Annotated in this window: 18 protein-coding genes; 10 read left to right on the forward strand and 8 right to left on the reverse strand. The window is 59.5% G+C overall.

All coding sequences use genetic code 11. The features are described 5' to 3' along the window. Window positions 1–223: 223 nt before the first annotated feature. Window positions 224–1402 (forward strand): YDG/SRA domain-containing protein, encoded by a 1179-nt coding sequence (locus tag ABIE35_RS03975; protein ID WP_502921355.1) that lies wholly within the window; start codon window positions 224–226, stop codon window positions 1400–1402. Window positions 1403–1429: 27 nt separating this feature from the next. On the opposite strand, the gene ABIE35_RS03980 is transcribed toward ABIE35_RS03975, so the two are convergent. Continuing rightward, complete coding sequence (locus tag ABIE35_RS03980) at window positions 1430–2374, reverse strand: EamA family transporter (RefSeq protein WP_354512571.1); 945 nt, start codon at window positions 2372–2374, stop codon at window positions 1430–1432. A gap of 87 nt (window positions 2375–2461) precedes the next feature. On the opposite strand from ABIE35_RS03980, the gene ABIE35_RS03985 reads away from it, so the two are divergent. Together ABIE35_RS03985 and ABIE35_RS03990 are read left to right on the forward strand one after the other, a co-directional pair. Then, entirely contained in the window at window positions 2462–2965 is a 504-nt protein-coding gene (locus tag ABIE35_RS03985; protein WP_354512573.1) for a MarR family winged helix-turn-helix transcriptional regulator, read from the forward strand. A 31-nt stretch (window positions 2966–2996) separates the two neighbouring features. Next, complete coding sequence (locus ABIE35_RS03990; protein ID WP_354512575.1) at window positions 2997–3587, forward strand: PhoX family protein; 591 nt, start codon at window positions 2997–2999, stop codon at window positions 3585–3587. 51 nt (window positions 3588–3638) lie between these two features. Here ABIE35_RS03990 and ABIE35_RS03995 read toward each other — a convergent pair whose 3' ends face one another. Both ABIE35_RS03995 and ABIE35_RS04000 read right to left on the reverse strand, forming a co-directional pair. Beyond that, window positions 3639–3833: a hypothetical protein gene (locus tag ABIE35_RS03995; RefSeq protein WP_354512577.1), complete on the reverse strand. Its 195-nt coding sequence runs from the start codon at window positions 3831–3833 to the stop codon at window positions 3639–3641. After that, complete coding sequence (locus ABIE35_RS04000) at window positions 3830–4195, reverse strand: hypothetical protein (protein WP_354512578.1); 366 nt, start codon at window positions 4193–4195, stop codon at window positions 3830–3832. The genes ABIE35_RS03995 and ABIE35_RS04000 overlap by 4 nt, the downstream gene beginning before the upstream one ends. Window positions 4196–4404: 209 nt before the next feature. On the opposite strand from ABIE35_RS04000, the gene ABIE35_RS04005 reads away from it, so the two are divergent. Together ABIE35_RS04005 and ABIE35_RS04010 are read left to right on the forward strand one after the other, a co-directional pair. Then, window positions 4405–4731: a metalloregulator ArsR/SmtB family transcription factor gene (locus ABIE35_RS04005; RefSeq protein ID WP_354512580.1), complete on the forward strand. Its 327-nt coding sequence runs from the start codon at window positions 4405–4407 to the stop codon at window positions 4729–4731. Then, window positions 4728–5135 (forward strand): SRPBCC family protein, encoded by a 408-nt coding sequence (locus ABIE35_RS04010; RefSeq protein ID WP_354512582.1) that lies wholly within the window; start codon window positions 4728–4730, stop codon window positions 5133–5135. Before ABIE35_RS04005 ends, ABIE35_RS04010 begins: the two co-directional genes overlap by 4 nt. A 1356-nt stretch (window positions 5136–6491) precedes the next feature. Here the strand turns inward: ABIE35_RS04010 and ABIE35_RS04015 are convergent. The 3 genes from ABIE35_RS04015 to ABIE35_RS04025 are packed head-to-tail and all read right to left on the reverse strand — an operon-like array spanning window position 6492 to window position 9186. Next, on the reverse strand, window positions 6492–7559 hold the full coding sequence (locus ABIE35_RS04015) for an ABC transporter permease (protein ID WP_354512584.1): 1068 nt from the start codon (window positions 7557–7559) through the stop codon (window positions 6492–6494). A 38-nt stretch (window positions 7560–7597) separates the two neighbouring features. Next, the gene (locus ABIE35_RS04020; RefSeq protein WP_354512586.1) at window positions 7598–8242 is read right to left on the reverse strand and encodes an ABC transporter ATP-binding protein; all 645 of its coding nucleotides are present in this window, start codon (window positions 8240–8242) and stop codon (window positions 7598–7600) included. Continuing rightward, complete coding sequence (locus ABIE35_RS04025) at window positions 8239–9186, reverse strand: peptidoglycan-binding domain-containing protein (RefSeq protein ID WP_354512588.1); 948 nt, start codon at window positions 9184–9186, stop codon at window positions 8239–8241. Before ABIE35_RS04025 ends, ABIE35_RS04020 begins: the two co-directional genes overlap by 4 nt. Before the next feature lie 597 nt (window positions 9187–9783). On the opposite strand from ABIE35_RS04025, the gene ABIE35_RS04030 reads away from it, so the two are divergent. The 5 genes from ABIE35_RS04030 to ABIE35_RS04050 all read left to right on the forward strand — a co-directional run bounded on the left by ABIE35_RS04030 (window position 9784) and on the right by ABIE35_RS04050 (window position 13136). Next, entirely contained in the window at window positions 9784–10707 is a 924-nt protein-coding gene (locus tag ABIE35_RS04030; RefSeq protein ID WP_354512590.1) for an FG-GAP repeat domain-containing protein, read from the forward strand. A 107-nt stretch (window positions 10708–10814) separates the two neighbouring features. Then, window positions 10815–11054, forward strand: a complete 240-nt coding sequence (locus tag ABIE35_RS04035) for a PLDc N-terminal domain-containing protein (protein WP_354512591.1) — start codon at window positions 10815–10817, stop codon at window positions 11052–11054. Window positions 11055–11057: 3 nt separating this feature from the next. Next, window positions 11058–11558 carry a hypothetical protein gene (locus ABIE35_RS04040; protein WP_354512593.1) on the forward strand — a complete coding sequence of 167 codons (501 nt, stop codon included), beginning with the start codon at window positions 11058–11060 and terminating at the stop codon, window positions 11556–11558. Window positions 11559–11569: 11 nt separating this feature from the next. After that, entirely contained in the window at window positions 11570–11959 is a 390-nt protein-coding gene (locus tag ABIE35_RS04045) for a DUF6188 family protein (RefSeq protein WP_354512594.1), read from the forward strand. A gap of 106 nt (window positions 11960–12065) precedes the next feature. Further along, window positions 12066–13136, forward strand: coding sequence for a hypothetical protein (locus ABIE35_RS04050; RefSeq protein WP_354512596.1), 1071 nt, complete (start codon window positions 12066–12068; stop codon window positions 13134–13136). A gap of 58 nt (window positions 13137–13194) precedes the next feature. On the opposite strand, the gene ABIE35_RS04055 is transcribed toward ABIE35_RS04050, so the two are convergent. Together ABIE35_RS04055 and ABIE35_RS04060 are read right to left on the reverse strand one after the other, a co-directional pair. Continuing rightward, complete coding sequence (locus ABIE35_RS04055; protein ID WP_089594042.1) at window positions 13195–13500, reverse strand: winged helix-turn-helix domain-containing protein; 306 nt, start codon at window positions 13498–13500, stop codon at window positions 13195–13197. Next, window positions 13497–13940 carry a hypothetical protein gene (locus ABIE35_RS04060; protein ID WP_354512597.1) on the reverse strand — a complete coding sequence of 148 codons (444 nt, stop codon included), beginning with the start codon at window positions 13938–13940 and terminating at the stop codon, window positions 13497–13499. The genes ABIE35_RS04055 and ABIE35_RS04060 overlap by 4 nt, the downstream gene beginning before the upstream one ends. Window positions 13941–14033 lie beyond the last annotated feature (93 nt).

The raw sequence follows: 14033 nt of genomic DNA on the forward strand, positions 1-14033 counted from the left end.
CCCCATGCCCCATGGCTAAAACTTCACTCGTCACAACGCACTTTCTGAATGTGAGACGAAGATCCCCAATATATGTGTCCGTTAGAAGCCGCGCGTGACGCGGATATTCATATATTTTTGATTAGATCGTTGGCACCCATGCCAGTACTCAGACGATCCGCCGCCCTCCCAACCTCGGACGGTAGTTGGCGACAAATGGGACAAAGACAGTGGGGTTACTTCTGTGGGGGCATTGTCGGAGCTGACGGATCCATCAGCAATTGCAGAGACGGTCGATGAGTTCAGGACTCTGGGACGTGATGCTTTCCTTGCCACGCATGGACAACAACCGTCCGTGCGTTACTTCGCCGAAGTCAACGGCATGCTGATCGACTCCAAACCGCTTTTGGCAGTCGCCTATGGAAAGCAGCATCCAGCCAGGGGACCGCTCTCGGTCCGGCTATTCTCGGGCGGAGAGGAGACTCGAAGGGCACTGAAACGCTTCGGCATAGAGCTCGTCATAAACGCCATTGAACCGCCGGGGCGGATGTATGGGGAAATCCCGGACTGCCCGCCAGGGACAACCTTCAAGGATCGACGGGAGGCCTTCGACGCGGGCGTTCACAGGACCACACAGGCAGGCATCGCTGGTCAGGCAGGCGGCACCCAATCCATTTGCCTTTCCGATGGATACTCAGATGACGAGATTCAGGGTGACCTGATCACCTACACCGGCGCTGGTGGTCGCGACGCAAACACAGGCCGACACATCGCCGATCAAAAGCTGGAAAAGGGCAACCTAGGCCTCGTCGAGAACTACAAACTTGGACGGCCTGTTCGGGTTCTGGTCAAGGAGTCCGTGCTCACCGCAAGGAAAGCGCACAACCAATACGTCTACCTCGGGCTGTTCACGGTCACGAATTGGGGCTGGGGTACGCGTGACGGCTGGAAAGTCCTGATCTACCAGCTCCGAGTAGTTGCTGGCGAGAGTCTCCTGCCCGGTGAACTTGCCACGGCTTTGACCCGTGGGGAGGATGTAACACCGCCTCGACGCAGCGCACACGTCAATCGGATCACTCGGAACTACGATGTCGCAGCTTCCGTGAAGCGACTCTATGACAACGCCTGCCAGATATGTGGAACCAGACTCGTCACCGCCGCCGGGCCATACTCGGAGGGTGCACACATCCGACCGTTGGGCATCCCCCACAACGGGCCCGATACTCTGGAGAACATCCTTTGCCTATGCCCAAATTGCCACGTCCTCTTTGACGGACATGCTTTAACAGTTCGGCCGGACAGCACGGTCATGAATCTGGGGAGACCAACAGGAAAGCTTAAGGTGGCGGAGGGTCACGGGCTGAACTTCGAACATCTCGCTTATCAAGAGCAGTTCTCGACAGCTTATTCGGAACTTTCATAGGGACACGGATTTCTGGCAACTGCTCCATCACTCACCTGATCGCTTCCGCTTTAGGGGAGTTTGCTGTCGCTCAACGGCCCCATACCGCTGCACCAAAAACACCGCCCCGAGCACCAACACCGCACCCACCAGCTGCCACCCTGACAACGACTCGCCCAAAAACACAAACCCCAGCACCGTAGCCACGAGCGGGCTCAGGAATCCCAGGAACGACACCACCATCGTCGGCAGCCGCTGTATTCCCCGGAACCACACGGCGTAGGCAGCCAACGCACCGAGGACGCTCAGGTAAGCGAACCCCGCAAGATTCAACCCAGAGATCGACCCCGGCAGCCCCTCAACCACCAGCGTCACCGGCAGCAGCATCACCCCACCCATCGCCAACTGCAGGCCTGTAAACCCAAGCAGCCCCACGCCGTCGGGCCTTCCCCAGCGCTTGGTGAGAACTATGCCGGCCGCCATGCTTAGCGCCGCCGCCATCCCGGCGAGCACACCCACAAAAGTCAGCGTCGCGTCGGATCGCAGGACGAGCAAGCCGACACCCGCGGCTCCCACCGCGCAGGCAATGATGTGCGCCTTGCGGATCCTCTCCCCCAGCAACAGCACGCCGAGGAAGAGCACGAACAAGGGCTGGATGGACATGACCAGCGCCGCGAGTCCACCCGGCAGTTGATACGCGGTGAAAAACAGGAGGAAGAAGAACAGCCCGATGTTCAGCGCACCCAGCGCCGCCGCTTTGAACCACCAACTCCCCCGCGGCCACGTTCGGGTGACCACCATGAGCACGATGCCCGCTGGCAGCGCCCGCACGGTTGCGGCGAGGAGCGGCCGATCCGCGGGGAGGAACTCCGTGGTCACCAGGTAGGTGGAACCCCAGACCATCGGCGCGAGCGCGGTGATAAAGAGGTCGCGAGGGGATGCCTTGGACGCCCCAGCTCCCGCCCTGCTGGCAACCGCTGCAGATATACTCATCTTTCACTTCCATACATTTCGATGTCAAACTATTTGATGTAGGACAATCTAGGTGCTGTACTGTTTGAGGTCAAGCATGGGAGGACGATGGACCGCGACGCAGTGGACATGATTCTTGAACAGTGGAACAAGGAGCGGCCCGACGTGGACGTCAGCTCCATGGGCGTTCTGGGCCGGCTCAACAGGGCGAGTCGTCTCGCCTCACTTGACGTGCAGAAATTCATGAACCAGTTCGGACTGGAGCCGTGGGAGTTCGACGTCCTGGCAACGCTACGCCGGTCGGCGGCCGAGGCTCCTCTGACGCCGGGTCGACTCGCCAGCCTCACCATGATCGGTTCGGCGGCCATGACCAACCGCGTGGACCGACTCGTAAACCGCGGCCTGGTTCATCGCGAGACCAACCCCGAGAACCGCCGGCAACTACTCATCAGCCTCACGCCAGAGGGACTCGCCCTGGTGGACGACGTGGTGGAGCACCACGTCGAAAACCAACAGAAGATGCTAGAAGGCCTATCCGAGACCGAGCGGGTGCAGCTGGCGAACCTGCTGCGCAAGTTCCTGCTAACAAACCACGACGGCGAACCCTCCTAAGCGGGTAGCGTCACCCATGCGAGGATGAGGCGTGGACACTTCCTCTGAGCAGCTGGCGATCGCAATCGGAAAAGCGCTGGGCGGCGGACAGGCAAGCGCCTACACCGGCACCTCGTATTGCCAAAGCGGTAACCACTTAGTGAGGCATGCAGTTTCGGTGCACCCACGGGCCTTCATCTGGTCTGCGGAGGAGTTGCCTGATGGGGCTACGAGAACGTTCGACCCCCGAAGACTGATAATCCAGACTGACGGCGTGGATGATCCTTACGGCCTCTCGATTGAACGCATCCCGTTCTCGTTTCCTGAAGCCGTCCAGCTTTCGTTCCCACTCTCCCTGCCCATATGGGGCCGACAACTGGACGACTATCATCCGGTTGCATGTGAGGTGAATGGCTCGGACACAACGCTCCTCCTCAGGCACCGCATTGACCCGACAATCTTTGGATCCTTCACCTTTGAAACCGAGAGCGGAATCGCTAAAACCCTGCTCACGCCCACGACGGCACTGAAACTGGAGCGCGACCTCCCTCCGGAGAACGGAGAACACGACTTCGGATTCGTGTCCGGCTTCGGTGACCCAGACTTGCAGAATCGCCTTCGCCCCGACCAAAACACCCATTAACAAAGAGATGGCCTGCAGACGTCAGTCCACAGACCATCCTCAATTTCGCGCTCACTCAAGCTCGCAGGGCTCCTGGCTGGACTCTTTACGCTTGCTCCGCCGCAACACATAAACGCCGTAGCAACCGAATCCGAGCATGAGCACAGCAGCCGCGGCACGCCACCAGCCGAAAGGCTGCCAAATGGCGAAGTTGAGGGCCATGACGAAGAACATAACGACTTGCAGGGGATGCCGAGACGTTTTCATCCTTTGCTCCTGCCAATAAGACGGCCGCGCGTGGTGAGCTCACGATTCATCCCGACGATCGCGGCAATGCCAATGAGCGGCGTCAACACGAAACTCAGTGGGTATCCCCTAAGGAGCAGCGCCAACGTGGTCGCAGTGACGCATCCTACGCTGAGCCTGGCCATTTTTGATTCCTGGCCATCGGACGGCACCCACCGCCATTTCCTGTAGTGCACAGCTGCAGCCAGGATGCACACCACCAACGCGGCAGCGACGACGAAGATCGTCGGCTGAGGCACCAGCCCTACGCACAGCACACTCGCCCCCAAAATCAAGGACAAAGACAACGAGTACCGCTTGGTCTCCCTCGTGTTTGCTGGCATAAAGCCTCCCCCAGACGCGACGCTTGCAGTGACATGAACAGCTTGCACCTCCAAACCCGGACTAGGTGCCCAAATCCCCCAAACTAGGTGCTGTTGGGGCCAATTTAGGTATTGAACAACCCGAAAATGAGTGCTCGGACAGCATGCCTAGGTGCCAGCCACCTCCGAGCAACTTATCATTTCGGAAATTTCCGACATATGATTGAGCAGTGCCCATCGACGTTTTCGGAGCCCTCGCGAACCCTTCGCGGCGCACCATCCTCGACAACCTCCTCGGAGGCCCCCTAACCGCGGGCGAACTCACCGGCAACTTGGAACTCAGCCGCTCCTCGGCGTCGGAACATCTCAGCGTCCTCAAAGAGGCAGGCCTGATCCGCGAAGAACGAAAAGGCCGGCAGCGGATTTACCATCTCGAAGCCCGGGGTCTCCAAGAGGTCAACGGATGGCTGAACAGCTATGAACAATATTGGAACCGGCGGCTCGGCGCCCTGTCCGATCTACTGGACGGCCAACCTACTGAACAGGAAAACCCATGACTGACAACGCAATCCGCTTGGAACGCACCTTTCCGCACCCCAAGGAAGCAGTGTGGGCAGCACTGACAACCCCCGAACTCCTCGCACGCTGGTGGGCAGCCGGCGACATCGCACCCGTGGTCGGCCACCGCTTCACTATGGACATGGGCGGCTGGGGCCAGCAGCCGTGCGAAGTCCTCACAGTCGAAGCCGGCACGTCCATCAGTTTCACCTTCGCCGAAGGCACCTTGGACACCACCATCACCTGGACAGTGAAAACGGTCGACGCCGGGACCACCCTTACCTTCGAACACGCCGGCTTCAACCTCGACTCACCGATGGGGCGGCAGGCCATCGAAGGCATGGGCAACGGCTGGCCGGGCCTCCTCGCCCGCGTCGACGGCGTCCTGGTCAACGCCGGCTGAGCCACAGACGCGTTCCGCCGCGGTACCGTCAGTTAACACACGACGGCGAGTAGCCGCTGGGGAGTCGCAGGACGCCCGTTTCTGGGCCGAGTCGGCCGCATGGCAAGGCGGCTTCGTCACGGTTCCCAACCGAATCGAACGGCTGACACAGGCCCTTGGGGTAACGCCGGGAGCGGGGCAGGCCGACGGCATGCCCCGCTCCTGGTCATGGACGACTACTGACAGTTGATCTTTGCCGACTGTATGTCCGTTGAACTATTGCTTGACGTGGAAACCCACCCATAAACAGCCTCTTTCCTTGGCCAATGATGAGTGTCGACCTCCATGTATGAAGCCGACGTTCCTGCACTAATGGTCATACTGCCGTGGAATGCGCTGTGCGTGAAGTGGTGGACTGCTCCGCGCGCCACGGATTCAACGTGAACCTCATGAGGCTGCACCATGGAGCATTCCACAGCTCCTAGCCCGACGCTGTAGGCCGCGCTGGCCGGCATTGCAGTGATCGCAATAAGACCAGCTGCTAGGGCAGAAACACTGGCTATACGAACTGATTTGTTCATTATCTTTCCCCAATCGAAAGGCGGCCTAATTGCCGCAATTGCAAGGTATCAATAACCAAGTCTTTTGCCAAGAAAATAAATCCAATTGCGAAATAATGCTCCACCCACTCCGGCGCATGCAGAATTGACCCTGTCAAATACATAAAGAATAGTATGAGGATGAGTATTTATGCGTGCAGCTATCAGGAGTATTGTGCGCAGCGATTAGTAAATTGGTGGAGGCATAGGGCACTCCTTCAAAGCATCGTGGCGGGCTGAATCGGGAACCTCGGTCCAAGGAATCCACGGCTTACTAAGATAAGTCTCCTGGAATACCTGCCGAGACGGTGCCTTCGAAATCACATACTGCGCCTTTTCAAGACACGTCTTACCGTCCAGATACTGCTTGTATAGCGTGTCGTATTCGGCGGTTGTTGGTTCTCGATTCGGATCGACGCCCAACTCTTGGAAGCATGCAGCGTCATCCTCCTCAAATTTCCTTTGTTGTGCCGGGGTCACCGTCGTCGCGATGGTTGCATCGGCGTCGTGAACCTGAGAGTCCCACCCCTTGCCCTGTAAGCACTTGGCCCGCGCTTTGGCTAAGTCCAAGGGCGTCGGGAAGCGCTCACTAGCCGGCCTGGGCCCAGCTTCTTGAGACGGGGACCCGCATCCCGCAAGTCCCCCCAAAAGGACAAGAACAGCACTAACAAGAACGCATATCCGGCGACTATTTTGCACCATTGACCCAACCACCTCTCATGCAATCTGGTTCTCAATGAAATTTTTGAATAAGTCTCCCGTGGAATTGCGGAGTGAATCAGGGAACCCGCAGTTCGCGCACCGGGTCTCTGTATGAGGCAATTACCGCGGGAAGCATCACCGCGAATGCGCCCAACAAGAGGGCGATAACCACCAAGGCGCAGTAAAACTTGATTGGCGGCTGAGGTGCCCCATCAAGAGATAAGACGAACGCCGAGACCACTGACCCGAGCACAGACCCCGCTAGGCTCATGACTGCTGATTGGCAAATCAACAGATTTGAAATGAACGTACGAGTCGCCCCCAATGCTCTACGCCTTCCAAACTCTTTTCGCTTGATCAGCACCAGCGTGGAGAACACTGCGGCTACCAGAACAGCTGTGACCAGAAATATGCCCATAACCAATCCGTTGCTGTAGCTACTCAGTCGCTGTTGGACTACGGATTGGAGGGCCGCCAGCTGCTCACTGGTTTCGAGGGACACCTTGTTGATGTCTTCTACTCCCAGGAGGGCAGCAACTGTCGCGGCCACTGGCACCACCAGATCTGCTCGTTTGGCGACGACTACGAGGAGGCCTACAGGAGAAGTTCGCCAGCGCTCATCCTCTGGAGACCCTGGCACCAATACCAGTGGCTCCATGAACTCGAGAAAATCCGGGACCCGCATGTTTCCCCCGAGGCCATATGCTCGCGACGCTTCAACAGCCAAAAGACCTCCGCTTGCCTCGACCATGCCAAGATGGGCGACTGCGTCAGAAGACGCGAACGCGGTGTCCTCAACGGCCCACGCGGAATCCAGACCCAGGTACCGAAGGTCGGTCGTGAAGAGCTCTCTAACAGGGACTGGATTTCCGTCCAGGATTTGCGCATTTCTCGCGTCGACAGCCGAGCTGAATGCTCCAGCCCACTCAACCCCCTCAAGGCTCTTTATCCTTGTTAGGACGGATGCGTTCAGCCCCGAATCCGGGTCGCCCCGAATTATCACTGATCGGGTTCCTGCTGAATCAATGGATTTGAGCACCTCTTGTTCGACGCCCGCCGTACGGCCAGCAGTTAGCAGAACGGCCATACACATGCCGGCCATCACTACCGTCAGCATTGTTGACGTGATCTTCTGACTAGCCACTGACGCGAATACTTCCCGGAGAAAGGGCTGATGACGGGTCATAGTGCTATCACCCTGTGGCAGCTTTCCATTACCCGAGGGTCGTGAGTCGCCACAACGACTGCACCACCACAGAGCGCTTGCCGATGGAGTGCATCAATGACGACATCGGAGCTTGAGGCGTCCAAGTTGCCAGTAGGCTCGTCGGCGAGCAGGATCTGCGGATTGCCTAGCAGGCTTCTGCAAAGTGCGATCCGCTGGGCCTGGCCACCAGAAATCTGCCCAGGCTTATGGTCGGCCCGAATTTCGACGCCGAACTGTTCCAACAGTTCATGCGCCCGAGTGACGGCGACCCCGCGTTGCATTCCGCTGTACAGGGACGTCTCAACAACGTTGTCCAGTACGCTCCTGGATGGGTCCAGAGCAGCGTCCTGAAAGACAAAGCCATACTCTTTAGCGCGAAGTTTCGCCCGATTGCCATCCCCCTGTGTCGTTGCGGCCCTTCCATGCACAAAGACGCCACCTCGCATCGGTCCCAGCATTAGGCCAAGAATGTACAGAAGCGTGGACTTTCCTCGTCCACTCGGACCTGTCAACGCCACGACCTCGCCCGCCGCGAACTGTTCCGACCAATTTTCGACAATGAGATCCGTTTCGGTGTACCCAAAGCTGATATTCCTGGCAGCCAAAGGAGGGGTTGTCACGACTCCCCCTGACTGGACTTGGCAGGGACTCGTACCCAGGTGCCGGGATCGACCCCGTCCACAATGCTCATGCCCAGAGCGCTGACTGCTATTCGCACTTTGTGGTGGCCACCCTGCCGGTCGATAACTTCGAGCTCGCCATTGGGTTGAGACAGAACGGCAGCGGTTGGCAGTGTGAGTCCGGTAGTCGACTCAACTACAACCAACTTCGATGGCAGTTCGAGGCCTCCCAAGGGGACACTGGAGCAGTCTGTTCCACAAATGACCGCTCCTTCGTGTCCGGTCAGCTCAAAGTTGGTGCCCTGGCCGTCTTGTTGAATACCCGAGGCAGAAACCAAAGCTCTCCAGACACCACCGTCATTTGGTGATGTGATCTCTATGTTTGCCCCGGGTTTGAGCATGGAAGCTTGTGCCGGAGATGCCTTGATGGTGAACGTGGGTTGATCCGCGAGGCTGCTGACTGCCTTCTCGCCGCCCGTGACATTTGAACCCCGCGCGATGACCGCAGAATCGAGGGAGATACGAGCCGGTAGCCCTGGTACGAAGACCACGTCCTCGCTGAGAACGAAGCCAGTTGGGTCGTGCCCCATCGAACCTTGCCAGCGCTTCACAGCGTCCGTGAACACCGCGTCAAAGAAGCCAGTAACCGGCCCTTCGTAGATCTCTTTGTCCACAAGCATTTGCTGCAGCTGGCTGACATCGGCGCCTCGGTCGCCGGGGCCCAGGTTCCGAAATGAGGGAATTGCGCCTATTGCTACCACCACTGGACGCAGGTCAACGCTATAGAGCGGCGAACCTTGGCCCAGCAGGGCGCCGGCATTCGACTGGACGAAGACCTCCGTGACAACTCCAGAGGCCCGGTTTACGGCTACGGGCGTTGCAATCCACGAGGCCAGAGTGGTGATATCAATCGTCGACCCGACCTCTCCGTGAACTGCCTCCACATAGGTGAACGACTCTTGGTGGCTGACAATAGGCGCCGTTTGGAAAACAGTTGAAGCCGCCCATCCTCCCGCGACAGCGGCGCCGCAACACAATGCGAGCACACCAAGCAGACGATTGGTTTTCCGAATCGACATCATTGCCTCTCCGCCCAAGGTTTCAGTGCCACGAAGCCGGGATCCGGCCAGTCGCGAAGAACAGGACGGTCTCCAGGGACGACGGAACCACCTTTCTGTTGTCCACCACGTCTCAGTTCGCGGTGTCCTATTCCGGACGGCGGGACCAGGATCATGACTGCTCCTAGTGAGAGGAACGATGTTGCTCTGATCCGCTCAGCTTGCGCCCGAAAAACGACCACCTAGTGCCGCAGAGCGGCAATTAGGTGGCGATTTGGGCCCATATAGGTACTCCAGTAACCAAAAGTGAGTGGTCAGGCCGGTCGACTAGGTGCCAGCGCCGCCGTCGTACATCACGTAAAGCGGCCACACATCAAACCGCGGGAAAACCGCTCGGGACTTCGGGGCCTAACAAAACCAGCCCAAGGGGACTAAGCTCCCCTGCATCGTGTGATGGCTATGTTGCTAATGGGGGTAACAGTGATGTTCCGATCTAAATCGACCACGGGTTCTTGCCGCAAAACGCCCACACCTCAGCGGCGCCGCGTTGCGGTAACGGCACTTACGACGGCGGCGGCTCTGGTTTTCGGCCCGTGTGCAATCCCAGCCCAGGCACTCGAGGGAGGCGGCCGCGGCCTCAACAACTGGGACTACATTGACATCAACACCGGCTACTTTGAAGACGTAATGGCCCGTGATGCCGCCGGTGACCTATGGGTATATCCGGGAAACGGAAGGGGTGGTTGGAAAAAGCCGCGCTTCAAAATGGGCGAGGGCTGGAACGCCATGACCGCCATCATCGGTGCAGGAAAGTTCCAGAGCGAGTTCTGGGACGACGTCCTTGCACGCGACAAGAATGGCGACCTCTGGCTGTACCCAGCCGCCGGCGGACAATTCAAACCACGGACCAAGGTGGGCGTCGGCTGGAACGCCATGACCGCCATCATGGGACCTGGTGATTTCGACGGCGACTACTGTGCCGACGTCATCGCCCGTGACGTCGAGGGCCGCCTCTGGCTGTACCCGGGTGACCATCAGGGCGGATGGAAGCCCCGGGTCCAAATCGGCGTCGGCTGGAACGTGATGACCGCGCTGATCGGCCGCGGCGACTTCAATGAAGACGGCAAACGGGACGTCATGGCCCGCGACACCGGCGGACGGCTGTGGCTCTACCCTGGGGATGGCAAGGGCGGGTGGCTGCCCCGCATGCAGGTAGGCGAAGGCTGGAACGCCATGACAGCGATCATCGCCACCGGCAGATTCGACGGCCACTATCCGGGCTACTCACAAATCATCGCCCGTGATGCCAACGGAGACCTCTGGCTCTACCCCGGCGTCGGCAGTCGTCACCTCGAACCCAGGAAGAAGATCGGGGAAGGCTGGAACGTCATGACTGCGCTGATCTGACCCAACCGAAACGCCACTAAACGGCAGGCACCAAGGCGGGCTCCGCCGTCGTACGTCTGCAGCGCCAGTGCTACTTTGTACGGAAGCTGCTGGTTCAGGGGGATGACATGGAAGCTTGGGAATGGGTGTTGGCGTCGCTGGCGGGACTGTCCGCGGTGTTTGTCATGGGAGCGAACCTTTGGGCGATCTTCGATGTCCTGCGTCAGGACGGTCTGGATCAAGCTGCCCGGATCATGTGGGTGATGCTGTTCTTTGTGGTGCCGCTGTTCGGGGTTGTGGTGTGGCTGTACGCAAAGCCGCGCCTGTCTGGTTTGAGTAGTGGCATGCGTTTGCGGAAGATGCTCTAGGTGTTGGGCTCGGCTACTCTCGCCCTGATTGCCGCACGAGCTTCGTGGACTATCCGGCAGGATGCGACAGCAGCAGCCATCTCGGCTGCGACGAATGCGCTGGTCGAAGAGCACGACGGCCAGGCACTTCGCGAGCTTGCCGGCGCTTCGCTTCACATCAACGTGTTCGAGCTTGGGGTCCTCGTCGACGATGCTCTCAAGGAGCTTGGCGTGGCGACGGGTGACATGACCAAGGACGATGCCCAGCTTGTGGCGGCTTACCATTACGCCAGCCAAGCCATCGAGGGAACCCTGCCCGTTCGGGAACTCGCGTCATGGGCACACCGGGTTGTCGGTCACCAAGGCCACGCCATCGCTCAAGAGTTGGTTGAACTTGATGACGCATATGATGCGTACGACGGGTGGGGTGGGGAACCCGACGCCAGGCAGGTGGTCATGAGCTTCATGGATGCAGCCGGGCCGGAGATTCAGAAGTGGATGCGACCAGGAGCGGCGAGCCAGTGAAACCTTCACATGTGCTTTGGACATGGCCAACGACATCCGGACCGGACGACGTTGTCCGTTGTATGGTCGACTATGCCTTCAGCATTCACACGCAGGGCGGCATTGTCCTCAGGGTCGAGAATAATTTCATTTACAAGTCAGCTTCCGGCCTAAGTCACCGCCTTAATCCCGCCGGAGAACCTTCCCAGCTGGGGCCTGCACTCTCGATCGCACGTTCCTCAGTCACGGCGGGGTTCGCTGACGACCGCGGAAGCCTACATGTCGACTTCGCCGACGGTAGCGCCATTGAGGTCTCGGCACACGGACGGTACGAAGCCTGGACCATCAATGGTCCTGAGGGATTGCTCTTGGTTTCTTGCCCCGGCGGCAGTCTCGCAATCTGGGGCTTGGACACACAGTAAAACCATTGAAAGCATGCTCAAGCGCCAGGCAGCCTGCAGGCAGTCAAGGCGGGTTCCGGCGTCGTGATTCAGCGTGCCAGGGTTTACAGCTGCAAAGATGAGGGACATGGAGCCAGACGTCGAGCAATTGCTAAGCGGACCGCGTGGGCGGCGCCTGTGTCTTGAACTCGCGATGGAACTGGACCAGGACATCCGGATCGCGGCATTCCACCTCGGATACAACCTGGATTCTGGCGCTGGCAAATCACGAAGGATGTTGACCATGGTTTCCTCCGGCGAGACACCACCTCCCCCGCCTGAGCCGACCGTGAATGAGCTCGCAGCATTGATCACGTCCTTGGATCTCAAGGGCATCACTAACGCGCTGGTTCAGAGAGCTTTGCAGCGCTCCGTTGACACCGCCAGATACTGGCAGGAGCCCGACGGCGAAGACGTCCTCGCCGCCACCGACGCGATCACAGAACCTTTGGCGCACGTCGCGCGCAGCGTGGTCGGATCACCCGCAACCGCGTCCTGGGACCAGAAGGCACAACCCGCGCAGTGGGCCATCGACTGGGGCTCAGCGAACGACCCCACGCCGCTCCCCCGGAACCCGCAGCACACGTTGGCCGAGTGGGCACGGAAGGAACGCGGCATGGAAATTCGTGCGGCCAAGGAACGACCGCAAGATCCTCACGCCAATTTCAGTGGCGAGTGGTGGTCGATCCCCCACGGGCTGATCCAGACAGTGGCGCGAATCCCCGAGGGGCTCAGCCTTGTGGAGGATTCCCTCGGTTGGGCGGAAGCCACCACCATCCCCGTCAGCGGGACAGACCGGATTCTGGAGATTCGCACAGAAGAGGACTGGACCAAACTCTGCCGCGCCTTCCCATTGGAGGTCTCAGCGTCCCGCCGGCACGATTGGTTCCGGACCACGGGTCGCCATGGCCGCTGGGTCATCCCCGACTGGGAGCAAGCTGCCACGGAGTGGGATGCCGTACACCTGACTGTCGCCGGCTACCTTAGCCTTGCCGGCCGTGCAATCAGGGTGAGCGAACACACCGCAAGTGTCATCGCAGGATGGGATCCCGGGAGCACCATCTGGCTGACGGATGTCGCAAGGGAATCTGAGCTTCCGCGGCAGCATTGGCACCGGCCACACAACGACGAACAATGGGAGTTGGTCTCAGGCGCCTAGGCGCGAAGCCGAACGCGGTCGCCGTCGTGCGCTCTCGCACGGGAACCGCCGCGGCGGGTCAGCCGCCCGCAATATCCCGCAGCGTCTGCAGGTGCGCTGCCCACACGCCCCGCCCAGCGTTCGTCAGGCTGGCAGAGGTCCTCGGAAACTTCCCGGCGAAGCTCTTCTTGATCTTCACAAACTCTGCCTTCTCCAGGATGGCCAGTTGCTTGCTGAGGACAGAGTCGCTGACTTGGATGGCATCGCGCAGGTCCTTGAAGTCCAACGACTCCGCCTTTGCCAGCGCAGCCATGATGGAGAAACGAACCGGCGAGTGCACTACCTCGTTGAGCTGGTGGCGCGGGTGTTCCGCCGGAGTGCTCATGCGCGCAGCTCACGGAAGGCGGCGGCGAGGCCAATGCCGGCCAGCGCGACAGCGGCCGGGATGTAGAACCACAGGTTTCCGTCGCGGAAGAAGTAGGCACCAACCACCAGGGCTACGACGTACAGCGCGAAATACCCGATCAGCGATGTGAGGAACCTTTTGGTGAATCCGGCCTTGGTGGACCGTTGGAACATGGGCCAAATGCATGCGGAGATCGCACCCCAGGCGCCGACAGAACACGCCAGCAACGCAGCGCCGTAACCGGTATGGGCGACGATGTGCATCCCGATCATGAGCAGTGAACCCATGATGGCGAGGCTGGTGAACAGGACGGCGACGGGCCAGGCTGCTGCGTTGATCGAGGCGGCACCCACTGAGTCAGCTCTCGCAAGGAGTTCGCGGGCCTCGGCTGCTGACATATTTCCGGTGGTCTCGTTCATGGTTCCCCCAAAGTTGTGCGGATCAATGACCCCAACCTAGGAAAGTACTTTCCATATTGTCAAGTACTTTCCCATGACGGTCTAGTTAGCGCC

The sequence above is a fragment of the Paenarthrobacter sp. 4246 genome (assembly GCF_040546855.1).
Classification (GTDB): Bacteria; Actinomycetota; Actinomycetes; order Actinomycetales; family Micrococcaceae; genus Arthrobacter.